Origin of the sequence: Mesorhizobium sp. CO1-1-8 (assembly GCF_020164875.1) — a bacterium.
Lineage (GTDB): Bacteria > Pseudomonadota > Alphaproteobacteria > Rhizobiales > Rhizobiaceae > Mesorhizobium.
In genome coordinates, this window is record NZ_JAIUGZ010000008.1 from 154,966 (window position 1) to 181,040 (window position 26,075).

Genomic DNA, 26,075 nt, shown 5'->3' on the forward strand with positions numbered 1-26,075 from the left:
TCATACCTCCTGCTGTTGATGTGCCGCCAACACGCTCTCGCGCTTCGACCGTGCGGCGATTGCGCCATTGGCGAACGTTGTGTCGCCCGCCTCCTGCACGAGCTTGACGAATGCCTTGCCGCCAACGTCTGATGCCGCGCGCATCTTCTTCAAGCGCTCCAGACGGGCCATCGCAACCGGGTGGTGCTTCTGCTGGAAGCGATGCCGAAGCGCGGCGATCTCAGTTGCGTTCATGCCTGACAACAAGGCTGGCGCGCGGAGTACCGAACCGATGATCGTCATGTCGTCAGTTTCGAATGCCTCATTGAAGGCTTCGCTGCGTTCGTCGGATGTCATGGTCTTGAGGGCATAAAGGATCTGCGTGTCGAACTTCTCCCCAATGTCAGCATCCGGCAGGGGAGCGAACGTCGCCTTTTGAAGCGAAGCGATTGTTGCATCCACTGTCACTTGAGCAGCAAGGAGCCGCGCCGCAACACGCTCACCTGTCTTCTTCGCGGCGGTAGCGACTTGGATCGCCGCTGCAGCTGGCGTCTGTGACTCGTCCCCGTGGACAGTGTTGACGAGGGCAACCAGCGCGTGGGCCTCCTCCCTCGCAACCTTCATCGCTCCTGATAGTGCGACATGCTCCAGGTCGGGTTCGGGCTGCTTATCGTTGCCCCTCGGCCTCTCGGCGAAGTGGTCGATTGCCAATTCATTGATAGAGGGCGAGACGTGCAGTCTTTGTTCAAAATCAGCATTGGTGGCCATGTGTCTTCTCCTTCAAAGTTTTCGGTTTTGGACGACGAACAGGGCGTAGCTGGCGCGAGCCACACCGGCCTCGATCTGGACAAACCCGCCGCTCGATAACTGCCGTTGACGTGGTGCGAGCATGACGCGCGCAATGTCGCCTTCGTCTTCGCGGCTCATGTACGTGCCCTTGAAGCCGTCGATCGTCACTTCATCGCCGGGCTGGAAGACGGGCGTCTCCACCGCGATCAGCATTTCCGAATCCTTCTGCAATCCGCTGTAGCTGCCATCAGAGTTTTTGCGGATCAGCTTCGCATCTTGCCCGCCGCTGGGATTGCCAACGAAGCCTAAGATGCACCAGCGGAGCCCTGATCCCGCAACGACGACATCGCCTACTTGGACAGCCATCAGACTTCTCCTGCGGTGGCTTGCCGCCACTCAGCTTCCAGGGGGACATCGGTGCCGCGCATCATGTTGAAGGCGACACGCCATCGCCACGCGAACTCGGTCGAGCCGTCTTCGCGCCGCAGTTGGACGAACTGATCGCGTTCGCCGTGGATCGCGAAGTCTTCGTATGCGAGTTGATAGACATCGCGCTCGTCAAAGACCGACTGTGTCGTCCAGCCGAGTTTGTCGGCGGGGAACAAATCGTAGAGGATGTCGTCGCCGTAGCTTGTCTCGACAGGGCGAACGGCGAAGACATATTTTCCGTCCTTCAGGCCGTTGATCCCACTGGCGTTGAGCACGAAGACGATCACCCATTGGGTGCCGCACGGGCTATGAAAGAAGTCGCCGCTGGAGACTTCGGGGCTCATCTTCGCCTCGAATAGTCGATCTCGCGGACAGGGCGATCACGATAGGCGGCGTCCGTGGACGAAGGACCGACGCCTCTGCCAGAAGCTCTCTCCATCAGCGCGTAAAGTTCCCGAGCGTTGCTTTCCGACAGGGCATTCAGCCCCACCTCGGTTGCCGTGTGGGTCAGCATCTTGAAGCGTTGCTGCTCGGAGGGGGTAAGCTTGCTCATATCCAGGACGGGCGACGTGTCAGGCGGGGGACTGACCCTGCCAAGACCGAGCGTCTCAAGGACCCTTCGCAAGGTGTTGAGCGTCGTTTGATAACCCAGCAAGTCAGCTATGTTGACGGTGCCTTCCGTTGCGAACTGAAGTTCCCATTTCTCGAGAATGATCGTCGTAGTGGCGGCGGCTCTGATCAAAGCGAACTGGCTCTGCGTGACGTGCTTCGGCCCGCCGAGGTCCTGAACGTGATTGGCCACGAGGTCGTGCAGCCGCCGCGCCCACCTTGTCCGTCCATCGACGCCCGGCAGAAGCTCCTTGCCTTTCGTGACGCGGCTCTGAAAGTGCCTGCTCCGAGGGACTGGATAATTGCTTGTCATAGGTTAAGCGCTTGCTTGAGGAAGGGTTTCGGTAGGTTTGTTTTATTCAAATTGGCGTAGTTGCAGCGTAGCGTGACTTGCAACATGCATGCAACATGAACTATTTTCAGGAATGTTTTGAATCGCTTATCGAAGTACTACGGATACAAAATCTGTTGCTTAAATGATGATCTAGCCTAACTTGGATCTAGAGGGCGCACAATAAAATGCGGAAGTTGGCTCTGAATTCGTCATCTCCCGGTAAAACTGCGCACTTCCGGTGGGTAAGACGAAAACACGGAGGTTACCGGGATTACCAGATTTACTAGTTTTACAGGGAAGTAATTACTTGCTGTGCGCTTTTTGTCCGCTGGACGCGTGCCCTAGCGCAGCTAAGCGCGCTGCTAACTATCCGTCGCCCGTAATGCAGGTAAAACCCGTAAAGCTGGTAACCTACCCTCGAAAACGCGCGCTTAAGCTAGCGCGCGCTGAGAGGTGAAGCACATAAACCCCGTAAACCTCAGTACCCCGCTAGAATGGTATGTCAGCGTCGCCCGTCTTCAGTGCTGGCTCATCGGGCTTGACGTCGGGCATGTCGTCTTCCGGCCAGTCCACTTTGTGCCCAAGCACTTTCTCGAACTGGGTTCGGCAAACCTGCAGCGGCGGATATCCGTGGGCGTTGACCAGTTTGTTCTGGGTGACCCATTCAGCCATGTGGGTGTCAAACCACTTGGTGTCCATCCACTTCTTCTTTCGGATCAGACCAGGACAAAGTTTGCCAATAGCCTTCCCGAAACTTTCGGGCGTGTCGCGGAATCTAGCGTTCGAGTCGCGGGCATGTTTCAGATAGTCGTCATAGACTTCTTTGCCGACCATCCAGAGCAATCCTTGATCGGTGGGTTCATCCCAAGTCTCGGTTTCCATATCGAGCAGATAGCCGTTGAGCAGGCGTTCGTACCACCACTTCTGGACCGGCGTCATTGTGAGGTGCTTCTGCTCCATCAGAGCCGCCGTCTTCGGTGTGTTGCGAAGGTCGATGCCGGCAATGTCTACGGCGAGGAGATGAGCCATGAGCGCCGCCGGACCCCCGGCCGCCATCTCGGCCGCAAGAGCGTCGAAATAGGCGACGTTTTCCCTTTCTGTCATTGGTACCTCAAGGACCAAAAAGCGGCGCGCATTGAGTCCAGTTGCGACCACCCAATCCTCGTTACTGGCCATGATAAGCCGAACGCGGTTTGCAACGGGAAAGGCGTTGACGTACTTCATCTCCAGCATCAGGGTAGGTTCGGTGATCAGCCCTTTTAGAACATTGCCGTGAGAGCGATTGCCGGCGAAAAGTGCCTCGTCGGCAAAACACAGCGTGCATCCTTTTAGCTGGGCATTGAACCGCCCGACGAGGTGCTCGCCTTGCTGGAGGTGAACAAAGTGCTCGCCGTACATGGCGCCGATATATTGAGTCCACAGGCCTTTGCCGCTGCCCTCAAGCCCCCGGAGAATGATAGCGGTGCCAGGTTTCGTATCGGGGTGTTGCACGGCGTCGGCAAGCCAGCCTTCGACCCATCGATAGACTTCATCGTCATTGTTGCAGATGACATTGCGCATATGGGCAAGGAACAGTTGGCATGATGCGTTTGCGTCAGGTTCCACGGCCCATCCCCGCCACATATTGTAGGCGCCCGGGACATCCCGCCCGGGTGCAAACACTACGCCGCTGTATTGCCGCCGCTCGGGGTGTTTCAGCCAATGATCGAATAGAGGCATTTGCTTGTTGCCGGCTTCGATAGATCGGTTGGCCAGCATGAGAGCGAGGTCTTCCTTCTTCACAAACCAGACCGTCTTCCGGCCAAGCTCCTGATCGTATCCCTCCCGCAGAATGACCGCTGATGTGCCGGCCCACGTGACAGCGTATTCATCATTTAATTCCTGAATCTCGACCGACCCGGCTTTCCATTTGCCAGCGCTTTTTGCGATCTGCGCTACCTCAGAATCGGGCAGCGGTGTTTCGCAAAGGTGCTGGTTCAGCGTCAGCAGAACGTCGCCGAGGGCCGCCGCCGACAGGCCGCGCTGCCTGAGGACACCGGCCCAACTCGTCAGCGATGTGTTGCGCGATCCTTCTTCAACGACGGGCATATTGTCCTGGGGTGGCTGTCCTCGGAATATGTCAGCGGGGTAGGGCGGCTCGTCATTTATCCGCTCGATCCGTGTCAGAAACGGGTCACGTTTCCGATGGAAAAAACCGGGAAGCCGCATGACGCGGCTTTTGTCATTCACCTTTGGATCGCCATTGAACCGCTTGGCAATCTCGTCTTGGATCGGTCGGAACTCATCAAGTTCCATACCCTCGATAATCCAGAAGGCTTGGTATCGTCCCGGCGATGTCTCCGTGATCATGTGGGGCTGGACGTGGAAGTCCAGCACCGGCTGAAGCGGTGCGCCATCAAGATCGGCAAACACTGCCCGGACACGCGTCACGTTCTCGGCAGCGCGCCCTTTGAAGTCAGTTTCGTTGACGGTGACATAGATGCCAGCACCATCTTCGTTCTTGCCCTTCAGCGTTGAAGTTAGCTCGGCCAGCGTGCCGTGATGGATTTTGGCCATTGCCCGTGAGACTTTGGATTCTTTATCCGCATCTTTTCGATCATCGAAAGTCTGAAATGTGAAGCGATTTGCGGTCGGATCGATGCGCTTCAGAAATCGCACTGCGTCCTCAAGGTTTATGGTCGATGGTTGTTGTGTCATTGCCCTACTCACTGAAATCGATTGCAATTCAGGGTTGAAGTAGGGTAGTGTTTTGCGAGCATTGCCCAAGCTCGGGACGTGCTTTTTATGTGCTCATGATTTTTCAGAACGCCGGTCCTGTTGGGCCGGCGTTTTCTTTTGATAGACGATGCTCCGTGCTATGCGCATGGCATCGATCGCTTCCAGCACTGACAGCCCATAGGCGCTACGCAGGCGCGGTATGATTGGTCGCTCTACAGTGTGCCAGTTATCAGCAAGCCATTTGGCGGCTGGCTGTACGGCTGCGGATGGGTCAGGTTCGGCCATGTCACGCTACCTCCGTCACGCCGAACTTCTCGCGCAGCTTGTGGCGGCTGATGACCCACTTGCCCAGCACCTTCGTCGCGCCGGGGATCTCACCCTTCTCAAGCATGTATGCAGTGATGCGGGGCTTGCGGTTGATCGCGCGGGCAATGTTCGGGCTGCCCCAGATGAGGCTGAGGTCAGTGTCGTCGGGATTGGCTTCCATGATCTTCGCTCCGAGTCGAGCGCCGGTGGCAGTCAACGGGAGCGGAGACAGAGGACGGCGCAATTGAATGCGTCAGGCGCTTAGCGCGCGGGCCTAGCTGAGCGTCAACTCAACGGGCCTTATGTCCTGTTTTCCTGTCTAAGGGGCAGCTTTGCACGCATTGGAGGTTCATGCAAGCGCCTGCAAACGCTGGCTTTTATGTTGCATTGCATGTTGCTCGTAGCAGCTTGCCCCCTGTTGCAGGCCCTTGCAAACGCTAGCGTCCCGTTGCAACACGACGCAACATAAAATCATCAGATCTAAGAGCCACCGAATCTCCGCAAAGCCTTGCGCTGTATGGGCTTGCGAGTGGTGATCCCGACAGGAATCGAACCTGTGACCTACAGATTAGGAATCTGCCGCTCTATCCTACTGAGCTACGGGACCACGCGGCCAGACACATAGCCGCTTCGGATCGTTTCGCCAAGAGGCCGGCCGAAGGCAATTCGGCCGGCTTTGCGCTGCCGCCGTCAGGCGGCCAGCGCGGTTTCCGCCAGTTTTACCCAGTAGCTCATGCCGTGCGGGATGACCTCGTCGTTGAAGTCGTAGGCCGGGTGGTGGAGGCCGGCGGTGTCGCCATTGCCGATGAAGATGAAGGCGCCGGGGCGGGCTTCGAGCATGTAGGAGAAATCCTCGCCGCCCATCACCGGCTGGATGCCGCGATGGACATGGGCGTCGCCGGCGACACCGATGGCGACATCGCTGGCAAACACCGTCTCTTCGGGATGGTTGAAGGTCACGGGGTAGTTTGCCTGGTAGTCGACCTCGATCCTGGCGCCGAAGGCGGTCGCCAACCCGTCGCAGATGGTGCGGATGCGCTCTTCGGACTTCTTGGCGATTTCCTTGCGCAAGGTGCGCACCGTGCCGGCGATTTCGGCCGTTTCCGGGATGATGTTGTAGGCGTCACCGGCGTGGAACTTGGTCACCGACACCACCACGGCCTCGACCGGGTCGGTGCTGCGCGAGGCGATCGTCTGCAAGGCGCCGACCAGCTGGCTGGTGATGACGATCGGGTCGATCGTGCCGTGCGGCATCGCCGCGTGACCGCCCTTGCCGCGCACGGTGATGGTGAACTCGGCGGTCGCTGCCATGATCGGGCCCGGGCGAATGGCGAACTGCCCGACAGGCAGGCCCGGCATGTTGTGCATGCCGAACACCCTAGAGATGTCGAAACGCTCCATCATGCCGTCCTTGACCATCTCGTTGCCGCCACCGCCGCCCTCTTCGGCCGGCTGGAAGATCACCGCCACCGAGCCGGTGAAGTTGCGCGTCTCGGCGAGGTATTTCGCCGCGCCCAGCAGCATCGCGGTGTGGCCGTCATGGCCGCAGGCGTGCATCTTGCCGGGGATGGTCGAGGCGTAGGGCTTGCCTGATATCTCGTTGAGCGGCAGCGCGTCCATGTCGGCGCGCAGGCCGATGGTCGGGCCTTCGCCCTGGCGGCCGCGGATGATGCCAACGACGCCGGTCTTGCCGAGGCCGGTGACCACATCGTCACAGCCGAAAGCCTTCAGCTTCTCGGTGACGAAGGCGGCGGTCTTGAAGACGTCGAAGTTCAGTTCTGGCGTCTGGTGCAGATGCTGGCGCCAGCCGGCAACTTCGTCCTGCATTTCGGCGGCACGGTTCAGGATTGGCATGATGGTTCCATCTCGCTGTTGGGACGGCGGGTGTTGGCCGCTGCCTTGCAATTGTGATCGCCAGGCACTTTGCCATCTTGGCGTCACATAGAGTAAATAGCACCGCAACAATGGGTCCGGTTTTTGAGGGTCGGACCATATGCTGGCGATCGCGTAACGAAATCTTACGGAGCCAGGGGCGACTACGGCAAGAGGCGATTTCGGATTTGATCATGCGGTACAGGCATTTCCTCAAACTATTGTCGGCTGGCACAATCGCGCTATCGGTCGTGGCCGGGCCGGCGCTGGCCAATCCGGTGGTGGTGTTCGACCTCGGCAGCGGCAAGATCCTGCAACATCAGGATGCGTTCAAGCGCTGGTATCCGGCATCGCTGAGCAAGCTGATGACCGCTTATGTCACCTTTCGGGCGATCGCCGCCGGCGAGGTGCAGCTTGATTCGCCGATCAAGGTGACCAAACACTCCGCCGCCGAGCCGCCAAGCAAGATGGGCTTCAAGCCGGGTTCGGTGATGCGGCTCGACAATGCGCTGAAGATGATGCTGGTCAAATCGGCCAACGATATCGCCATGGCCGTGGGCGAAAATGTCGGCGGTTCGCAGGCCGCCTTTGCCGACCGGATGAATGCCGAGGCGACCCGACTTGGCATGAACGGCACGCATTTCGTCAATCCGAACGGGCTCTATTCGCCGGATCAGTACACGACGGCGCGCGACCTCGCCGTGCTGGTGATGGCGATCCGCCGCGAATTTCCGCAATATGTGCCGTGGTTCTCGATCGAGGGTCTTGCCGTCGGCAAGAAGGCGATCCCCAACTACAATCTCTTGATCGGCCGTTATCCCGGCGCCGATGGCATGAAGACCGGCTTTGTCTGCCCCTCGGGCTTCAACATGATCGGTTCGGCGACGCGCAACGGGCGCACGCTGGTCGCGGTCGTGCTTGGCGAGAAGTCGGCCGTCACCCGTGCCGAGACGGCGGCAAAACTGCTCGATCAGGGGTTCGACACGCCTGCCGCCGGCTCGGCCACCGTCACCACGCTGGCGCCCTATGGCGACACGGTCTCGCCCAACGACATGCAGGACGAGGTCTGCAGGAAGAAGAAGCCGCAGGAGCAGTCGGAGGCGCCGCCGGTTGCCGCCAAGAACGTGCCGAAATCGCCCTACCAGGAAAAGCTCGACCATGTGCCGACGCTGGTTGCCGTCGGCCTCGGCGGCGCCACCGGTCCGGCGCCGAAGGCCATCCTCGACCAGGGCGGCCAGGAATATGCCGATGTGCCGATCCCGAGCTGGCGGCCCGACAGGCCGGCACCGGCCGGCACCGGCCCGAAGATTGCCGGCTCCGCCGCACAGGGCGACCAGCCGGCCAAGGTTGCGAACTAGCCAATGGGGAGCGGCTTCCCGATCCCCGTCTCGGTGCTGACCGGTTTCCTCGGCGCCGGCAAGACGACGCTGCTCAACCGGCTGCTCAAGGATCCGGCGCTGGCCGACACGGCGGTGATCATCAACGAGTTCGGCGAGGTGGCGATCGACCATCTGCTGGTCGAGCAGTCTTCCGACGGCATCATCCAGCTGTCGGACGGCTGCCTGTGCTGCACGGTGCGCGGTGAACTGGTCGATACGCTGGCCGACCTGGTCGACCGGCTGCAGACCGGCCGCATCGCCCGGCTTGCCCGCGTCATTGTCGAGACCACCGGCCTTGCCGACCCGGCGCCGGTGCTGCAGTCGATCATGGCCCATCCGGCGCTGATCCAGGCCTTCCGGCTCGACGGCGTCATCACTTTGGTCGATGCCGTCAACGGCAATGCCACGCTCGATGCCCATGTCGAGGCGGTGAAGCAGGTTGCCGTCGCCGACCGCATCGTGCTCAGCAAAGCCGATCTGATCACCGATGCCAATGAGTTGGAAATGCTGCGGGCGCGCCTGCGGCTGATCAATCCAGGTGCCGAACTGCTCGATGCCGGCGACACGGAGACAGGCGTGGCGGCGCTGTTCGACTGCGGCCTCTACAACCCGGCAACCAAATCCGCCGATGTGCGGCGCTGGCTGGGCGAGGAAGCGGCGCACGATCATGACCACCACCGTCATGATGGGCATGATCATGCGCATGGCCATGACCACGGTCCTCGCCACGATTCGCGGGTGCGTTCCTATTCGCTGGTGCATGACGGCCCGGTACCGTTTTCGGCGATCGAGATGTTCCTCGACCTGCTGCGCTCGACGCATGGCGAGCATCTGCTGCGCATGAAGGGCGTCATCGAACTCAGGGAAGATCCGTCGCGGCCGCTGGTGATCCATGGCGTGCAGAAAATCCTGCATCCGCCGGTGCAATTGCCGTCCTGGCCCGATGGCCAGCGCGGCACCCGGCTGGTGCTGATCACGCTCGATATGCCGGAAGAGTATATCCGCCGGCTGTTCGCCGCCTTCACCAACCGGCCGTCGATCGACACGCCCGATCGCGCGGCGCTGGAAAACAACCCGCTGGCGATTGCCGGGCGGTAGCCCCCACGATTACGGCGCGCCGCGCTCGATCAGGAAGCGATGACCGCCGGAGACCGCCGCCGTTTCAATCAACTGGTGGCCGCTGTCGGAGCAGAATGCCGGAATGTCGATGACGGCGAGCGGGTCCGTGGTCTCCAACCAGAGCCGGCTGCCCGGTTGCATCCCGGCCAGGCGCTTCTTGGCCTTGAGCACGGGCAAGGGGCAGTTCAGCCCCTTAAGGTCATAAATAGCGGCGCGATCAGCCACGGGCGATATCAACCGCCGAACATGCCGAGCAGCTTGTTCTTCAGCTTCGTCACCCGGCTTTCGTCGGCACTCGCCGCTTGCGTTTCAGCCATCGGCGCCGCTTCCGAAGGGGCCGCGATGGTCGCGGTGGCGACAGGGGCTTCCTTGGCGGCCTTCTCGGCCTCCTTTTCAGCCAGAGCCTGGGCCTTGGCGGCTTCCTTGGCTTGCTTGGCCGCCTCTATGGCAGCCAGCCTCTGCTGCTCGGCCTTCTGCTTGGCAGCTTTTTCGGCGTCGAGGGCGGCCATCTTACGGCCAGCAGGCGAATCGATGCGGCCCATGCGCGCCGTCTCGGTCACCGAGCCGTCGTTGTTGAGCGACGGCGGGTCGATCGGCACGCGTTCGCCGCGCGCCCGGCGCTTGGACCAGTCGGAGACGATGCTGGCTTCCTTGATACCGGCGATGGTCGGCTTGGGCGCCGGCACGCTGGCCTTGACCGCGCCGCTGAACGCAGCGTCGTAGGTGCTCATATAGGAGTTGTAGGCGCTCTTCAGCGAATCAGGCTGCGTCGTCGCCGGGCAGGCGCCGGTCGGATCGAATGTCTGACCGTCGGCGGCAACCTGGTTGAAGACATAACGCTTCTCGCAGACATCGACCTTCGGCGGCACCTTGGTGATCTCGAAATTGTCGTAGCCGACCTTCAGCATCTTCCAGAAGTCGTAGTTCGGGTCGTTGCGGTAGCGCGCCATGTTGGCGGCGGTCATGCGGAACGGAAACGCCTGGATCTGGAATTCGGTCTGGCCGCCCTGGAAAGCATCGCGGCCGAACGCATAGATCTGCTCGATCTGCGCATCGGTCATCGAATAGCAGCCCGACGACGAACAGGCGCCGTGCACCATCAAATTGGAGCCGGTACGGCCATTGGCGCGGTCATAGGCGTTGGGATAGCCGATGTTGAAGGACAGATGATAGTTCGAGCGCGGATTCATCTGCGCCGGGCGCACCGTGTAGAAGCCTTCCGGCGCCTGGCGGTCGCCTTCGGTGTATTTCGGCCCGAGCTTGCCCGACCATTTGCAGATGTCGTAGCTGGCGACCATGTCATAGCGGCCGTTGGTCTTGGCCTTCCAGATCTCGAGCTTGCCCTCTTCCTTGAAGATGCGGGCCATCACCGACGAGGTGCGGACCATGCCCTTGGCCCTCATGTCGGCGAGGATCTTGTCGGGCAGCGGCTTGTTGGCCTCCGGGGCAAAATCCTTCATGGACGAATTGTTGCACCCGGCAACGCCGAGGGCAGCGATCAGGATTCCGGTGCGGGCAAGCTTGACAAACATGGCTGCGGATATCGTCTTTTCTCTGGCGCCCGGACGTTCCTGCCCCGGCTGCTACACTGCGCATCGACGGACCCTAAGCCCGTTAACCCTAATAAATTCCTTACCGCAAGTGCCGACGCATCCCCCTGCGGCAGTCTCATTGAGCCGAATGCAGCGGCATTTTTGTGGCAAAAATGCTCCGCCCCGCCACATTATGGCGGCCAAGGCTGCCGGTGGTCAGAGACTGCGGCCCATGGCCAGGTATTTTTCGCGGCGCTGCTCGCGGAAATCGGTGTTGGCGCCGGCAAAGTCCTTCATCGTCCTGGCGATGAGGTCTCCGGTCGCGGCGATCACGGTTTCGGCGCCGCGATGCGCACCGCCGAGCGGCTCGGGGATGATGGCGTCGATGATCTTCAGTTCCAGAAGATCCTGCGCGGTGATCTTCATGTTGGTCGCCGCATCCTTCGATCGCGTCGTGTCGCGCCACAGGATAGAGGCGGCCCCTTCCGGCGAAATCACCGAATAGATGGCGTGTTCGAGCATGTAGACGCGGTTGGCGGTGGCGATGGCAATGGCTCCGCCCGAACCGCCTTCGCCGATGACCACCGAGATCGACGGTACTTTCAGGCCGAGACAGGTCGAGGTTGAACGGGCGATGGCCTCCGCCTGGCCGCGCTCTTCAGCGTTGACACCGGGATAGGCGCCGGCCGTGTCGACCAGCGTCAGCAGCGGGATCTTGAAGCGGTCGGCCAGTTCCATCAGCCGTACCGCCTTGCGGTAGCCCTCCGGGCGAACCGATCCGAAATTGTGCTTCAGGCGGCTGGCTGTATCGGAACCTTTTTCCTGGCCGATGATGGCAATGGGTTCGCCGCGGAAACGGGCGAAACCGCCCACGATCGCCTGGTCCTCACCGAAATTGCGATCGCCGGCCAACGGCGTGAAATCGGTGAACAGGCCCTTGATGTAGTCGACGCAATGCGGCCTGTCGGGATGGCGAGCCACCTGCACCTTCTGCCACGGCGTCAGCGCCTTGTAGGCGTCGCGCAGCGCGTCGCGGGAGCGCTTCTCGAGACGGCTGATCTCGTCGCCGACATCGACCGCCTCGCCATTCTCGGCAAGCTTCTTCAGCTCGAGGATCTTGCCCTCGAGGTCCTGCACCGGCTTTTCGAAATCGAGGTAATTGTACATGCGTGAGCGGACCGATACGTCGGAAGGCAGTGGCTGACGGAACCCTTGAATCCAAGGCTCCGGGCGGTGAAATGTCGTCCTCACATAGCGATATGAGACCTAGTCGGCAAGCGGATGATGATCGTTGACCAGCCGCACCAGCCGCTCTTCCAGCACATGGGTGTAAATCTGTGTCGTCGATATGTCGGCATGGCCAAGCAATTGCTGCACGGCCCGGAGATCGGCGCCGTTCTGCAGGAGATGGCTGGCGAAAGCATGGCGCAGCACGTGCGGCGAGATCTTCGCCGAGGCGATGCCGGCCCTTGCCGCCAGCCCTTTCAGGTCACGCGCGAAGACCTGACGCGAGAGATAGCCGCTGTCGGAGGCGGCCGGAAACAGGAACGGACTGTCGGCAAAGGCGGGCACCCTGGCACGGGCTGCAAGCCAGGTCTTCATCGCCGCGCGTGCCTTGGCGGAGAGCGGCACCATACGCTCCTTGTCGCCCTTGCCGCGCACCATGAAGAAACGGTCGTCGCGCCGCGCCACCGTCACCGGCAGGCCGACCAGCTCGGAAACGCGCAGGCCGGTGGCGTAAAGCACCTCGACCAGCGCATGCAGGCGCAGTGATGCCAGACTGTCCCCATCGCCCGACGAGACATCGCCGGCCTCAAGCGCCGCACGGTCGATCAGCCGGCCGGCGTCCGCCTCGCTCATCGTCTTGGGCAGCGGGCGGCCCTTTTTCGGGCTGTCCAGCGTGCCGGTCGGGTCATCGCCGCGCAGGCCTTCGGCGTAGAGGAATTTGAAGAACTGGCGGATCGCCGACAATTTGCGCGCCTGCGACGTGGCTGCAAAGCCGCGGGCGGCAATGTCGTCGAGATAGGCTCGGATATCGGCGGCGGCGGCACTGGCCAGCCCGCCATCGATCGCTTCAGAAGCGTCCTCGAGGTCGCGGCGGTAGGAGGAAAGCGTGTTTTCGGCCGCGCCCCGCTCGGCGCTCATCATTTCCAGGAAGGCTTCGATGCGGGCGGCGCTGTTCATTCAGCTTTTCTTGTCATTCAGCTTTTCTTGGGATTGAGCTTTTCGGGAGGGATGCGCACGCTCATTTCCCCCTTCCTTGGCTCGACGAACATCACCAGTGCGAACATCGTACCATAGGCAATGCCAGCCAGAATCGCTGTTACCACGACAAAGCGAAACAGTGTCGGCATCAATTTTCGCCCGTCTTCTTGTTCTGCGTTTCCAAACCCTGTCCCCTTATGGGACGCCAATCCGGCCAATTCAAGGAAGAAGCTGAGGCCTGTTAGCAACTTCTGATGCAGACCCTGCCGGTCCATATCGGGTTCAAGGCACTTGCCATGCTTGACGCAAACGGGCTTTTCATGTCGATACGCCGGCAAAGAGGGCCTTCGAAACATCCGATGAACGCGCTGCCAGCAAATCCTCCAGACGAGACCCACGCCGCGTTGCTTGGCCGGCTGGGTAGCCGTTCCGTCGTCTTCGTCGGATTGATGGGTGCCGGCAAGACGGCGATCGGCCGCAAGGTGGCAACCATGCTGGCGCTGCCCTTCATCGACAGCGACCAGGAGATCGAAAGCGTCTCGCGCATGACCGTTCCGGAACTGTTCGAGCGCTACGGCGAGACCGAATTCAGGGCGCTGGAGCAGCGCGTCATCCTGCGCGTGCTGGAAAACGGCCCGCAGGTGCTGTCGACCGGCGGCGGCGCCTTCATGAATGCGCAGACGCGCGAGGCGATTGCAGCGCACGGCGTGTCGGTGTGGCTGAAGGCAGAGCTCGATCTTCTGATGGACCGCGTCTCCAAGAAACAGAACCGGCCGCTCCTGAAAAGCGCCGACCCCCGCGCCGTGCTGGAGCGGCTGATGGGCGAGCGCTATCCGGTCTACGCGACATCGGACGTCACAGTGCCGACCCGCGACGACCGCAAGGAAGTCATCGCGACCGAGGTGGTGGACGCGCTGTGCCGGCATTTCGGCATCGATCAGGCCGCTGCGACGGGCGAGGTGGAATCGTGAGCATCGATGCACCCGTTGCTGTCGAAGTCGGCCTTGGCGACAGGACCTATGACATTCTGATCGGCTCGGGGTTGCTGGCCCGCGCGGGTGCGGAGATTGCGAGCCGGCTGCCGGGCACGCGCGCCGCGGTCGTCACCGACGCCAATGTCGCGGCGGCGCATCTCGCTGCCCTTCAGGCCAGCCTCGAAACGGGCGGCATCCAGACCGCCGTGATCACGTTGCCGCCCGGCGAGAAAACCAAGAGTTTTGCTCATCTCGAAGAGGTGGTAGACGGTGTGCTGGCTGCGAAACTGGAGCGCGGCGACATCGTCATCGCCTTCGGCGGCGGCGTTATTGGCGACCTTGCCGGCTTTGCCGCCGGCATCGTGCGGCGCGGCATGAATTTCGTGCAGATCCCGACCTCGCTGCTGGCGCAGGTCGATTCCTCGGTCGGCGGTAAGACCGGCATCAACAGCCCACGCGGCAAGAACCTTGTCGGCGTCTTCCATCAGCCGAAATTGGTGCTGGCCGACACCGGGGTGCTCGACACGCTGCCGATCCGGGAATTCCGAGCCGGCTATGCCGAGCTCGCCAAATACGGGCTCATCGACCGGCCGGAATTTTTCGCCTGGCTGGAAAAGAATTGGGTCCAGGTTTTTGCCGGCGGGCCGGAGAGGGCGCAGGCGATCGCCGAAGCCTGCCGCGCCAAGGCCGAAATGGTTGCGCGCGACGAGTTCGAGACCGGCGACCGCGCGCTGCTCAATCTCGGCCACACTTTCGGCCACGCGCTGGAAGCCGCCACGCAGTATGACGGAGCCCGCCTCGTCCATGGCGAGGGCGTCGCTATCGGCATGGCGCTGGCGCACCGGTTCTCGTCGCGGCTCAACCTGGCCAGCCCCGACGATGCCGCGCGCGTCGAGGCGCATCTGCGCGCCGTCGGCCTGCCTTGGCGGATAGCCGACATCCCAGGCGATTTGCCCGATGCCGAAGCACTGCTGGCCTTCATCACCCAGGACAAGAAGGTATCACGCGGCGCGCTGACCTTCATCCTGACGCGCGGCATCGGCCAGGCTTTCATCGCCAAGGATGTTCCGGCATCGGAAGTGCTGTCGTTTCTGACAGAAAACCATCCGGACCAGCAGAAGATGCGGCCGAGATGACCAACGAGCCCGGCTGGATCGTCGTCGCCGTCCTTGCCATCCTCATCGTGCTGCTCGTTGCCGTGCGCACGCGCCTGCTTGCCATGTTCGGATACGAGCTTTCGCGCATCGAGCCGCAGCGTTCCAGCCAGGACGAATTGCGCGGCGCGGTCGACGATTTCCGCCGCGACGGCCAGGTGGTGCGCGAGGATCGCGACCGCGTCGGCGGCCTGTTCGATCTCGCCGAGCTCGAAGTCTCCGACATCATGGTCCACCGCACCAACATGCGCTCGGTCAATGCCGACAATGCACCCGAAGCGGTGGTGCGCGAGATTTTGCAAAGCCCGCACACCCGCATGCCGCTGTGGAAAGGCTCGCTCGACAACATCGTCGGCGTGCTGCATGCAAAGGATCTGCTGCGCGCCTTGAACGAAGTCGGCAACGATTTCTCCCGGATCGACGTGATGAAGATCGCTTCGAAACCCTGGTTCGTGCCCGACACCACGACCTTGCAGGAACAGCTCAACGCCTTCCTGCGCCGCAAGGCGCATTTCGCCGTCGTCGTCGACGAATATGGCGAGGTCGAAGGGCTGGTGACGCTGGAGGACATTATCGAGGAGATCGTCGGCGAGATCGCCGATGAGCACGATGTCGACATCCAGGGCGTCAAGCAGGAGGCCGACGGCTCCGTCGTCGTCGACGGCACGGTGCCGATCCGGGACCTGAACCGGGCTCTCGACTGGAACCTGCCGGATGAGGAGGCCACCACCATTGCCGGCCTCGTCATCCACGAGACGCAATCGATCCCCGATGAGAAGCAGGCTTTTACGTTCCACGGCAAGCGCTTCATCGTCATGAAACGCGACAAGAACCGGATCGCAAGGCTGAGGATCAGGCCGGCCGGCGACGCCTGATGCGCGCCCGGAGACCGGGGTGCCGTCATCCCGCGATCTGGCTCGTCGAGCGTTCGTGAATCGTCGCGCCGGTCTCGGCATCTATGGCGGCCAGGCTGACTTCATAGCCCCAAAGCCTGCGGATGTGACGAAGCGTGGCGTCGCGGCTGGCATCCTCGAGAAGGATGCCGTCATTGACCTTGTGCTGCAGCCGCAAATGGCGGTCGCCGAGCAGATCGACATCCACCACCTGAATGTCCGGCCGGTTCGCGCCGAGATCATAACTGTTGGCGAGCGTGGCGCGTATCTTGGCGTAGCCGCGCTCGTCGTGGATGGACGCGACCAGACAATGCGGTTGGTCGGCAGCGTCGCCGAGCACAAAAAACCGCCATTTCCGGATCAAGGCCGGACTGAGGTACTGGCGGATGAAGGATTCGTCGCGATGATCGGCCCAGGCGTCAAGCAGGACCTCGCGCCAGTTGCCCTGGCCGGCGATGTCGGGGAACCAATCGCGGTCCTCGGCCGTGGGTTTGGTCGAGATGCGCTTGATATCCTGCATCATGTCGAGGCCGAGAGCATAGGGGTTGATGCCTGAAAAACGCGGATCGTCGAAGGCCGGCTGAAAGACCACGTTGGAATGATTGCGCAGGATTTCGAGCATGGCGCCTTCGCTGATCTGGCCGCGGTCAAACAGCATGTTCATCAGCGTATAGTGCACGAAAGTGGCACAGCCTTCGTTCATCACCTGTGTTTGCCGTTGCGGGTAAAAATATTGCGCGATGACGCGAACGATCCTGATGATCTCACGCTGCCAGGGCTCCAGGACCGGGCTGTTCTTTTCCAGGAAATAGAGCAGGTTTTCCTCAGGCAGGTTTAGCGATTTCTTCCGCTCCGGGTCCTTGCCCTTGTCGTTGGCCGCTTGCTGCGAAGGCGGCAGCGTACGCCACAAGTCGTTGTAGGAGCGCTCCTCGTATTCGAGACGCTCGCGAATTCCTTCGCGTTGCCGTTCCGACGACAGCCTCGGCGGCCGGTGATAGCGAAACACGCCCTGATCCATCAGCGCGTGGGCGGAATCGAGAACAGCCTCCACGGCGGCGAGGCCGTGCCGCTCCTCGCAACGGACTATGTAGCCCTTGGCGAAGTCCAGGTAGCTGAGGATCGCACCCGCATCCGTCCACTGTTTGAACAGCTGATTGTTCTTGAAGAAATGATTGTGGCCGAGCGCTGCATGGGCCGTCACCAAGGCCTGCAGGGCCATGGTGTTTTCCTCCATCAGATAGACGATGCAGGGATTGGAATTGATGACCAGTTCATAGGCAAGCCCTCGCCCGCCCTTGCGATAGAGCAGATCCTGGTGGAGGAAATGTTTGCCGAAAGACCAGTGACGGTACATCAGTGGCATGCCGATGGACGAATAAGCGTCGAGCATCTGCTGCGACGAGATGATCTCCATCTGAACGGGATAGGTGTCCAGATGAAGCTCTTCGACCGCAAGTGCCTCGATCGCGTCATAGGCCCGCGACAATGTTTTGAAATCCCAGTCGGACCCTGAGAAAAGCAGGCTGGATTTGCTCGCTTGCCTGGCCATCGGGAACCCTCACGCTCTCTTGAGGGAGGCCGGCTGCCTGCCGAAGAGCTGGCGAAAGACCGGGTAGATATCGGCGGGCGTGGCGATGCGGCTCATCTGGAAATTCGGCCATTTCTGGTCGATGGCGTTATAGGCACGCCACAGCGATGTCCCGTTTTCGGTCGAGCCGAAAATATGGGCTTCACGCTCGTCGATGATCTCGACATAGGCAAAATACTGGCACAGCCGCATGAGCTCGCCGTTGAGAAGCGAAATGCATCGCTCGGAATCGCCGGCGAAATTGTCGCCGTCCGAGGCCTGGGCGGCATAGATGTTCCAGTCGTGGGCCGGGTAGCGGCTGGCGATAATACGGTGCATTTCCTCCAGCGCGGTGGAAACGACGGTGCCGCCGCTTTGGGTGTTGTAGAAAAATGTCTCCTCGTCGACCTCCTGAGCCAGGTGCGTGTGGCGGATGAAGACAATCTCGATGCGGTCGTAGCGTCGTTTCAAGAACAGGTGCAGCAGCACGAAGAAGCGCTTGGCCAAATCCTTCTCGCGCTCGCCCATGGACCCGGACACGTCCATCAGGCAGAACATGACGGCATTGGCGTTCGGCACCGGCCGGGGATCGAAGCGGTTGAAGCGGATGTCGACCGGATCGACATAGGCAATCCGGCGGCGGCGGCGTTCCAGCCGATCAAGCTCTTCGCGCAATGCCGCAATACGCTGGCGCGCCGCGGTGCTGGATGGCGCCTCCTCGAGCGAGGCGATTTCCTCGAGGATTGCATCCAGCTCGACCTGCTTGGGGCGCCTCAGCGCAATGCGGCGGCCGTGGCTGTTGCGCATCGTGCGGCCAACGGCGATGTTGGTCGGCGAACCGGTGGCGGCGAAGCCGGCCCTGCGCGGCTTGAAGGCAAGGATCTCCTTGAGGTTGAGCTTGACCATGTCCGGGAGCTCGAGATCCTCGAAGAAAAGATCGAGCACTTCCTCGCGCGACAGCACGAAACGAAAGTCGTCTTCAGATGCCTTGTCTCCTGGGGACGATGCTCCCGCGCCGCCCCCGGGCTTGGGGATCAGGTCTCCAGCGGAGAAATGCCTGTTGCCCGGCAAGATGTGCTGGCGTTTGCCGCTGTCGCGGGCGTTGTTGAAGCTCGGCTCGCTTGTGCCTCTTTCAGGCATGCGCACGGCGTGCTCGGAATCCGCGTCGGCGATCCTGCCGGTGCGGATCTGGTCGCGTATGCTCCGTTTCAATTCCTCGCGCGCGCGTCGGAGGAAGCGTTGGCGATTGCCGAGACTCTTGTCTTTAGGGTTCAGGCGGCGGTCGATGAAGATCGGCATGGAACCATCCGGGTTGTCTAACCCGCCCTATTCACCCGCATGTACCAGTCCACAAGGCGACGAACCTGCCGATCGGTGTAGCCGCGCTCGACCATCCGCTGCACGAATTCATTGTGCCGCTTTTCCGTGACGCTGTCCTGCTTGGAACCGAAGCTGATCACCGGCAGGAGGTCCTCGACCTGGCCGAACATGCGTTTCTCGATGACTTCCCGCAGCTTTTCGTAACTTGTCCACGCCGGGTTGCGGCCATGGTTTCTTGCGCGGGCGCGCAGCGTGAATTTCACCACCTCATTGCGGAAGTCCTTGGGATTGGCGATGCCGGCCGGTTTTTCGACCTGTGAAAGCTCGTTGTCCAAAACCTCGCGGTTGAGGATCTGGCCTGTGTCAGGATCCTTGTAGTCCTGGTCCTCGATCCAGGCGTCGGCGTAGGCGATGTAGCGGTCGAAAAGATTCTGGCCGTACTCGCTGTACGATTCCAGATAGGCTTTCTGGATCTCATGGCCGATGAATTCGGCATACCGCGCGGCCAGCTCGGACTTGATGAACTCCAGATAGGCGGCTTCCGTCTCCTTCGGAAACTGTTCGCGCTTGATTGCCTCCTCCAGGATGTACATGAGGTGCACGGGGTCGGCGGCCACCTCTTCGGTGTCGTAGTTGAAGGTCTGCGACAGGATCTTGAAGGCAAAGCGCGTGCTGACGCCGGCCATGCCCTCGTCGACGCCGGCGGCGTCCCGATATTCCTGAACCGACTTGGCCTTGGGGTCGACTTCCTTGAGGTTCTCGCCATCATAGGCGCGCATCTTGGTGTAGAGCGGCGAATTGTCGTGCTCGGCCAAGCGGGTCGAGACGGTAAACCTGCTGAGGATGTCGAGGACCTCTGGAGCGCAGGGACTGGCGGCCAATTCGCTCTCCCGCAGCAGTTTCTCGTAGATCTGCCGCTCTTCGGTTATTCGCAGGCAATACGGCACCTTGACCACGAGGATGCGATCGAGAAAGGCCTCATTGTTCTTGTTGTTCTTGAACTGCAGCCATTCCGACTCGTTGGAATGGGCTACAATGATTCCCTGGTAGGGAAAGGAGCCGAAATTTTCGGTGCCGTTGTAGCTGCCTTCCTGGGTGGCGGTCAGCAGCGGATGCAGGACCTTGATAGGCGCCTTGAACATTTCGACGAATTCAAGCAGGCCCTGGGTGGTCCGGTTCAGTCCACCACTATAGGAATAGGCGTCCGGATCGGATTGGCTGAAATTTTCCAATTGCCGGATGTCCACCTTGCCGACCAGGGCCGAGACGTCCTGATTGTTCTCGTCGCCGGGCTCGGTCTTGGCGATGCCGATCTGGCGCAGTCGCGAAGGCATCAGCTTGACGACGCTGAACTTGGAAATGTCGCCGGAAAGTTCGTCGAGGCGCTTGGCCGCCCATGGCGAAATGAGGCCATTCAACCGGCGTCGGGCAATGCCGTATTTATCCTCCAGCAGGTCGCCCATGCGATCGGGATGGAAAAGGCCAAGCGGCGATTCGAAAACCGGGCTGACCTGGTTGCCGACCTTCAGCGTGTAGATCGGGCGCTGTTCCATCAACTTCTTCAGCCGCTCGGCAAGGGAGGATTTGCCGCCGCCCACGGGGCCGAGCAGGTAGAGGATTTGCTTGCGCTCCTCGAGCCCCTGGGACGCATAGCGAAAATAGCCGGCAATGCGCTCGATTGTGTCCTCCATGCCGTAGAAATCGGCAAAGGAGGGGTACACTTTCAGGGTCCGGTTGGAGAAAATACGGCCGAGCCGCTCATCCTTGCTGGTGTCGACCAGGTTCGGCTCGCCGATCGCCTCGACCATCCGTTCAGGCGCCGAGGCATACATCGACTTGTCCTCGCGGCAGGCAAGGAGATACTGCTGGATGCTGATCTCTTCCTGCGCCGCGTTGGTGTAAATTTCCGAAAACAGATCGAAGACGTCAGACTGGTTCTCTCGCATGATGCTTTGCCCTCGGAGCCGCTGTGGCTTCCATTCGGCTCACCTCGCATTCAACTGTCGGGAGGTACCGTTTGTTCCCTTCATGTGAGGAGGTGGCTGCGATCGTAAGGATTGGGGCCGCTCCGAGATCAAGGCGCTCGTTGCGGAGCGGTATTCGTTGCGGGTAGCGGTTGCGAATCCCCGACTGGACGGCTGGGGCAGCCGCGTGCAGTCTTGCCGCCAGGAGACAGTGATGATCGATCGACGAAGCCTGATCATTTCCTCCGTGGCGGCGATGCTGCCATTGGAAGCATCGGCCGCGTGGGAAACACGCCGTCCCATGCCAAAAACCTTCGACTACGGGCCGGCCAAGCTCGACATCTATGCGCCCGATGGTGCAATCGGCCGGCCGGTCGTGTTTTTCGTTCATGGCGGTACCTGGCAGTTTGGCAAACGCAGTCAGGTGGACGCCAAACCGGCCTTCCTGCTCGCCAACGGCTTCTGCTTCGTCTCCATCGATTACCGCATGTTGCCAGAGGCCGATGTCGCCACCCAGGCCGGTGACGTCGAAAAGGCCTTCGCCTATATCAGGGCCAACATCGCCCGGCATGGCGGCGACCCCAACCGCATTGTCGGCATGGGCCATTCGGCCGGCTGCCATCTGATTGCCCTGACCGGCATGCGCGGTGGGCTGCCGGGCATAGCCGCGCTCATCCTCGACGACACCAGGGCCTATGACCTTGCATCGCTTGCCAAGAATGGCGGCATGGTCCGGGCCTATGCCCGCGTCTTTTCCGATCCCGCGCAATGGGCGGCACTTTCGCCGGCCAGCTATGTCGACGGCCGCAAGCACCCGCCGACTTTCATCGCCTATTCGCGGGCATCCGGTCGGAGCGAGGATTCCAAGGCCTTTGCCGAGCGCCTGCGCGCCACGGGCACCCAGGTCACGCTGTTCGACGGCAGCGCCTACACGCATATGTCGATCAATCGCGATTTCGGCGAGGACGGTGACGCGCTGACCGCTGCCGCGCTGGCATTCCTGAAATCGGCGGTCGGCTGATCCTTACGGCGCTGGATCAGATCAAAAGTGGCGGCGGGATATTGCTGTGCGGGCGCCCCGGTGCAAGTGCTCTTCGATCGTGAGCGGGAGGGAATTGCATGAACGGCGCCGATGTCCTGTGTAACGTGCTTCTGGCCAATGATGTGACGGTCTGCTTCGCCAATCCCGGCACCTCCGAAATGCACTTCGTTGCAGCACTTGACCGCAAGCCGAAAATGCGTTGCGTGCTCGGGCTGTTCGAAGGCGTGGTGACTGGTGCTGCCGATGGCTATGCGCGGATGACCGATCGGCCGGCCGCGACGCTGCTGCATACCGGTCCCGGCCTGGCCAATGGGCTAGCCAACATGCACAATGCCCGGCGCGCCTTCAGCCCGATGATCAACATCGTCGGCGACCATGCCTCCTACCATTTGCCGCTCGATGCGCCGCTCACCAGCGATATCGAAGGCCTTGCGCGGCCGATGTCGAACTGGGTGCGCCGCATCGGTGGCCCCGACGATGTCGCGCCGGCGACCGAGGCGGCCTTGCACGCATCGCTGACACCTCCCGGCGTCACGACACTGATCCTGCCGGCGGATGCCGCCTGGGGCGAAGTCGGCGCAGTCTCGGTCAGCAAGGTGAGCCTGGCGCCGCCGCCCGCCGTCGACATGGGCGCGGTAAGAAAAATCGCCGCGGCGATCCGCGCCGCTCCGGGTCGGATCGGCATGGTGGTTCGCGGGAAGGCCGCACGAGCCGATGCGCTCGCCATCGCCGGGCAGATCTCGACGGGCAGCGGTGTCCGCCTGTTCAGCGAGGTCCTGATCGCGCGGATGCAGCGCGGGCGCGGGCGCGTGGCGCCGACACGCATTCCCTATCCGGTCGATGCGGCGACGGCTGTGCTCAGGGATGTCGACGTTCTGATCCTGGTCGGCGCGAAGGAGCCGGTTGCCTTCTTCGCCTATCCGGGAAAACCGGGGCGGCTCGTTCGGGAAGGCTGCGAGGTGCTGACACTGGCCGCCCATGGCGACGATCTGCATGCGGCGCTGGAGGCGCTTCGCGACGAACTTGGCATCAAGCCGTCGCAACAACAGGTGCTCGCGGCCGCTTTTCCCGACGAGGCAACGCCGAACGGCAAGCTGACGGAAGATGCCATCGCGCTCTCGGTGGCGCGCAAACTGCCGGCCGAGGCGATCATTTGCGATGAAGCGATCACCTCGGCCAGGCGTTTCTTCGCGCTGTCGGCCTTTGCCGCGCCGCACGACTACATGATGGGCACGGGCGGATCGATCGGCGGCGGCATCCCCATGGCGACCGGGGCTGCAATCGCCTGTCCGGACCGCAAGGTGATCAATCTCGAAGCCGACGGCAGCGGCATGTACACGGTGCAGGGATTGTGGACGCAGGCGCGGGAAAAGCTCGATGTGGTGACGATCGTGTTTTCCAACCGAACCTATGCGATCCTGCATGGCGAGATGAAGAATGTCGGCGCCGGCGCCATCGGCGAGAGCGCCAGGCGCATGCTCGACATCGACCATCCCTCGCTCGACTGGGTGTCGCTGGCCAAAGGCATGGGCGTGGAAGCGGCTCGCGCCGATACGTGCGAGCGCTTCGACGCGCTGCTGGACAGCGCCTTGTCACGGCGCGGCCCGTTCCTCATCGAAGCGGTGCTCTGAGCGCGGCGAAAACGGCAGGCGGAACCGAGCTACCAGCGCGTCTTTTCGCCGGGAGCCGCCGGTTCGATCGCCAGCGCGTGCACGCCCGCCTGCAATTCGTCGGCAAGCAGTTCATTGACGGCGCGGTGACGGTCGATGCGGCTCATGCCGGCAAAGGCGGAAGCGACGACGCGGACGCGAAAATGCGTCTCGCCGGTGCCGTCGTAAGTGCCGTGGTGGTCGGAGCCGTGATGGTGGTGGCCGGCATGGAGATGGCTTTCATTGATGATGACCAGCCGCTCCGGCGAAAATGCCTTGTTGAGCTTGTCTTCCATGGTCGTCTGTATGGACATCGCCGTTTTCCTTCACCACATATGGCTCGCGCCTCAGCCTGGAAACCAAATCGGTCTTCGCAAAAGCGCTGCCGTGCAACAAAATCCGCCATTCGCCTGCTTTATGCCGCGATTCAGCGGTTAGGGCGATGATCGCGAAAATGTCAATTCTTGTTTCGCATCTGCGAACGCCCCATAAATGGGTAAGATGAAGCCGTACCCCAAATATTTCGAGAAGATTCGCGTCCGCCCCGACAAGGACGCGGAGCTGAAGTCGCACTCGCCGATCTGCCAGTGGGACGGCTGCAAGGAGGCGGGCACCCATCGCGCGCCGGTCGGGCGCATGAAGGAGGGTGAGTATTTCCGCTTCTGCTTCGACCATGTGCGCGAGTACAACAAGGGCTTCAATTATTTTTCCGGCGTGCCGGATACCGAGGTCGCGCGCTTCCAGAAGGAAGCCATGACCGGCCACCGCCCGACCTGGAAGATGGGCGCCACCGGCCCCTCGACGCGGTCGTCCCCGGATATGGCGCAGATGCGCTCCGGCCGCGCCGGCTACTACAACCGCATGCGCGACCCATTCGATCTGTTCAAGGGACCGAAGGATCCGCGCGAGGCGCGCGAGCGCAAGGCCAAGCCGCTTGAGGCCAAGGCGCTGGAAACGCTTGGCCTTGATACAAAGGCGACTGGCAAGGAGATCAAGGCGCGCTATAAGGAACTGGTGAAACTTCACCATCCGGATGCGAATGGTGGCGACAGAGGTTCGGAAGACCGGTTCCGCGATGTGCTGCAGGCCTATCGCGTGCTCAAACAGGCGGGCCTGTGCTGAGCGACCATACGGTTCGTGTCGTTTTCCAACTTTCATAAGGTTGGAAAAGGCTCTAAGACCGCCCCCGGACAAAAACGATTGCCGGCGAAATCAGACGTTTCGCCCGTGGAGACGTTGAGAGATATGAACAAGGTCGATCGCGACATCGCCAACCTGCCCGACACGACGGTGTCGGTGAAGGAGAAATTCGGCTTCGAATCCAAGATGGTGGTGCCGGCCTATTCCGTGACATCGGAGCATGTGCCCGACATCGACCCGGACTATCTGTTCGACAAGAACACGACGATGGCGATCCTTGCGGGCTTTGCCTACAACCGCCGCGTCATGGTGTCGGGCTATCACGGCACCGGCAAGTCGACCCATATCGAGCAGGTCGCCGCCCGCCTCAACTGGCCTTGCGTGCGCGTCAACCTCGACAGCCATGTCAGCCGTATCGATCTCGTCGGCAAGGACGCGATCGTGGTCAAGGACGGCCTGCAGATCACCGAATTCCGCGACGGCATCCTGCCCTGGGCCTACCAGCACAATGTCGCGCTGTGCTTCGACGAGTACGATGCGGGCCGCCCGGATGTGATGTTCGTCATCCAGCGCGTGCTGGAATCGTCGGGCCGGCTGACTTTGCTCGACCAGAGCCGGGTCATCCGCCCGCATCCGGCCTTCCGGCTGTTCTCGACCGCCAACACGGTCGGCCTCGGCGACACCACCGGCCTCTATCACGGCACCCAGCAGATCAACCAGGCGCAGATGGACCGCTGGTCGATCGTCACCACGCTGAATTATTTGCCGCACGACAACGAAGTCGCCATCGTGCTGGCCAAGGCCAAGCACTATCGCGACGGCAAGGGCAAGGACATCGTCAACAAGATGGTGCGCGTCGCCGACATGACGCGCTCGGCCTTCATCAACGGCGATCTGTCGACCGTGATGAGCCCGCGCACGGTGATCACCTGGGCCGAGAATGCCGAGATATTCGGCAATATCGGCATGGCGTTCCGTCTGACCTTCCTCAACAAGTGCGACGAACTGGAGCGCTCGGTGGTGGCCGAGTTCTACCAGCGCGCCTTCGGCGAGGATCTGCCCGAGAGCGCCGCCAACGTGGTGCTGGGCTAAGCAGGGTCT

Annotated in this window: 26 protein-coding genes and 1 tRNA gene; 9 read left to right on the forward strand and 18 right to left on the reverse strand. The window is 61.6% G+C overall.

The features are described from left to right. From LB558_RS17855 to LB558_RS17895, 9 genes are all read right to left on the reverse strand, one after another. On the reverse strand, positions 1-747 hold the full coding sequence (locus LB558_RS17855; protein WP_224698772.1) for a hypothetical protein: 747 nt from the start codon (positions 745-747) through the stop codon (positions 1-3). Positions 748-759: 12 nt separating this feature from the next. After that, entirely contained in the window at positions 760-1,134 is a 375-nt protein-coding gene (locus LB558_RS17860; RefSeq protein ID WP_224698773.1) for a hypothetical protein, read from the reverse strand. Then, on the reverse strand, positions 1,134-1,541 hold the full coding sequence (locus LB558_RS17865) for a hypothetical protein (protein WP_224698774.1): 408 nt from the start codon (positions 1,539-1,541) through the stop codon (positions 1,134-1,136). Before LB558_RS17865 ends, LB558_RS17860 begins: the two co-directional genes overlap by 1 nt. Next, positions 1,538-1,999, reverse strand: coding sequence for a hypothetical protein (locus LB558_RS17870; RefSeq protein ID WP_224698775.1), 462 nt, complete (start codon positions 1,997-1,999; stop codon positions 1,538-1,540). Before LB558_RS17870 ends, LB558_RS17865 begins: the two co-directional genes overlap by 4 nt. A 630-nt stretch (positions 2,000-2,629) precedes the next feature. After that, a complete protein-coding gene (locus LB558_RS17875; RefSeq protein ID WP_224698776.1) occupies positions 2,630-4,798 on the reverse strand; it encodes a DUF5906 domain-containing protein in 2,169 nt (722 codons plus the stop codon). A gap of 132 nt (positions 4,799-4,930) precedes the next feature. Next, complete coding sequence (locus tag LB558_RS17880) at positions 4,931-5,143, reverse strand: hypothetical protein (protein ID WP_224698777.1); 213 nt, start codon at positions 5,141-5,143, stop codon at positions 4,931-4,933. A 1-nt stretch (position 5,144) separates the two neighbouring features. Further along, positions 5,145-5,345, reverse strand: coding sequence for a DNA-binding protein (locus LB558_RS17885; protein WP_224698778.1), 201 nt, complete (start codon positions 5,343-5,345; stop codon positions 5,145-5,147). Positions 5,346-5,694: 349 nt separating this feature from the next. Then, positions 5,695-5,771, reverse strand: a tRNA-Arg gene (locus LB558_RS17890). Between the two features lie 83 nt (positions 5,772-5,854). Further along, positions 5,855-7,018 carry a M20 aminoacylase family protein gene (locus tag LB558_RS17895; protein ID WP_224698779.1) on the reverse strand — a complete coding sequence of 388 codons (1,164 nt, stop codon included), beginning with the start codon at positions 7,016-7,018 and terminating at the stop codon, positions 5,855-5,857. Between the two features lie 212 nt (positions 7,019-7,230). Between LB558_RS17895 and LB558_RS17900 the strand changes: the two genes are divergently transcribed. Next, complete coding sequence (locus tag LB558_RS17900) at positions 7,231-8,394, forward strand: D-alanyl-D-alanine carboxypeptidase family protein (protein WP_224698780.1); 1,164 nt, start codon at positions 7,231-7,233, stop codon at positions 8,392-8,394. Positions 8,395-8,397: 3 nt separating this feature from the next. Continuing rightward, positions 8,398-9,513: a CobW family GTP-binding protein gene (locus LB558_RS17905; protein WP_224698781.1), complete on the forward strand. Its 1,116-nt coding sequence runs from the start codon at positions 8,398-8,400 to the stop codon at positions 9,511-9,513. Positions 9,514-9,522: 9 nt separating this feature from the next. Here the strand turns inward: LB558_RS17905 and LB558_RS17910 are convergent, their stop codons facing one another. The 5 genes from LB558_RS17910 to LB558_RS17930 all read right to left on the reverse strand — a co-directional run bounded on the left by LB558_RS17910 (position 9,523) and on the right by LB558_RS17930 (position 13,420). After that, entirely contained in the window at positions 9,523-9,759 is a 237-nt protein-coding gene (locus LB558_RS17910; protein ID WP_224698782.1) for a sulfurtransferase TusA family protein, read from the reverse strand. An 8-nt stretch (positions 9,760-9,767) separates the two neighbouring features. Beyond that, a complete protein-coding gene (locus LB558_RS17915) occupies positions 9,768-11,066 on the reverse strand; it encodes a L,D-transpeptidase family protein (protein WP_127261025.1) in 1,299 nt (432 codons plus the stop codon). Between the two features lie 216 nt (positions 11,067-11,282). After that, the gene (locus LB558_RS17920; protein ID WP_063173172.1) at positions 11,283-12,233 is read right to left on the reverse strand and encodes an acetyl-CoA carboxylase carboxyltransferase subunit alpha; all 951 of its coding nucleotides are present in this window, start codon (positions 12,231-12,233) and stop codon (positions 11,283-11,285) included. 99 nt (positions 12,234-12,332) lie between these two features. Further along, positions 12,333-13,250, reverse strand: a complete 918-nt coding sequence (locus tag LB558_RS17925; protein ID WP_224698783.1) for a site-specific tyrosine recombinase XerD — start codon at positions 13,248-13,250, stop codon at positions 12,333-12,335. 17 nt (positions 13,251-13,267) lie between these two features. After that, complete coding sequence (locus tag LB558_RS17930) at positions 13,268-13,420, reverse strand: histidine kinase (RefSeq protein ID WP_224698883.1); 153 nt, start codon at positions 13,418-13,420, stop codon at positions 13,268-13,270. A 210-nt stretch (positions 13,421-13,630) separates the two neighbouring features. On the opposite strand from LB558_RS17930, the gene LB558_RS17935 reads away from it, so the two are divergent. Genes LB558_RS17935 through LB558_RS17945 form a run of 3 tightly spaced genes read left to right on the forward strand, consistent with a single transcriptional unit; the run spans position 13,631 to position 16,274 of the window. Further along, positions 13,631-14,242 carry a shikimate kinase gene (locus tag LB558_RS17935; RefSeq protein ID WP_224698784.1) on the forward strand — a complete coding sequence of 204 codons (612 nt, stop codon included), beginning with the start codon at positions 13,631-13,633 and terminating at the stop codon, positions 14,240-14,242. After that, complete coding sequence (gene aroB, locus LB558_RS17940) at positions 14,239-15,381, forward strand: 3-dehydroquinate synthase (protein WP_224698785.1); 1,143 nt, start codon at positions 14,239-14,241, stop codon at positions 15,379-15,381. Before LB558_RS17935 ends, aroB begins: the two co-directional genes overlap by 4 nt. Beyond that, positions 15,378-16,274: an HlyC/CorC family transporter gene (locus tag LB558_RS17945; protein ID WP_224698786.1), complete on the forward strand. Its 897-nt coding sequence runs from the start codon at positions 15,378-15,380 to the stop codon at positions 16,272-16,274. The genes aroB and LB558_RS17945 overlap by 4 nt, the downstream gene beginning before the upstream one ends. Before the next feature lie 25 nt (positions 16,275-16,299). Here the strand turns inward: LB558_RS17945 and LB558_RS17950 are convergent, their stop codons facing one another. From LB558_RS17950 to LB558_RS17960, 3 genes are read right to left on the reverse strand one after another with little or no spacing between them, the layout of a single operon-like run. Next, the gene (locus LB558_RS17950; RefSeq protein ID WP_224698787.1) at positions 16,300-17,841 is read right to left on the reverse strand and encodes a SpoVR family protein; all 1,542 of its coding nucleotides are present in this window, start codon (positions 17,839-17,841) and stop codon (positions 16,300-16,302) included. 9 nt (positions 17,842-17,850) lie between these two features. After that, complete coding sequence (locus tag LB558_RS17955; RefSeq protein WP_224698788.1) at positions 17,851-19,158, reverse strand: YeaH/YhbH family protein; 1,308 nt, start codon at positions 19,156-19,158, stop codon at positions 17,851-17,853. 17 nt (positions 19,159-19,175) lie between these two features. Continuing rightward, the gene (locus LB558_RS17960) at positions 19,176-21,125 is read right to left on the reverse strand and encodes a PrkA family serine protein kinase (RefSeq protein WP_224698789.1); all 1,950 of its coding nucleotides are present in this window, start codon (positions 21,123-21,125) and stop codon (positions 19,176-19,178) included. Between the two features lie 232 nt (positions 21,126-21,357). Here LB558_RS17960 and LB558_RS17965 point away from each other — a divergent pair, with 232 nt between their 5' ends. Together LB558_RS17965 and LB558_RS17970 are read left to right on the forward strand one after the other, a co-directional pair. Further along, entirely contained in the window at positions 21,358-22,164 is an 807-nt protein-coding gene (locus LB558_RS17965; protein ID WP_224698790.1) for an alpha/beta hydrolase, read from the forward strand. A 98-nt stretch (positions 22,165-22,262) separates the two neighbouring features. Next, positions 22,263-23,816 carry an acetolactate synthase large subunit gene (locus tag LB558_RS17970; protein WP_224698791.1) on the forward strand — a complete coding sequence of 518 codons (1,554 nt, stop codon included), beginning with the start codon at positions 22,263-22,265 and terminating at the stop codon, positions 23,814-23,816. A 29-nt stretch (positions 23,817-23,845) separates the two neighbouring features. Here the strand turns inward: LB558_RS17970 and LB558_RS17975 are convergent, their stop codons facing one another. After that, entirely contained in the window at positions 23,846-24,148 is a 303-nt protein-coding gene (locus tag LB558_RS17975; RefSeq protein ID WP_127261015.1) for a BolA family protein, read from the reverse strand. 178 nt (positions 24,149-24,326) lie between these two features. On the opposite strand from LB558_RS17975, the gene LB558_RS17980 reads away from it, so the two are divergent. Beyond that, the gene (locus LB558_RS17980; RefSeq protein WP_224698792.1) at positions 24,327-24,956 is read left to right on the forward strand and encodes a J domain-containing protein; all 630 of its coding nucleotides are present in this window, start codon (positions 24,327-24,329) and stop codon (positions 24,954-24,956) included. A gap of 123 nt (positions 24,957-25,079) precedes the next feature. Further along, positions 25,080-26,066, forward strand: a complete 987-nt coding sequence (gene cobS, locus LB558_RS17985) for a cobaltochelatase subunit CobS (RefSeq protein ID WP_013529367.1) — start codon at positions 25,080-25,082, stop codon at positions 26,064-26,066. Positions 26,067-26,075: the final 9 nt, after the last annotated feature.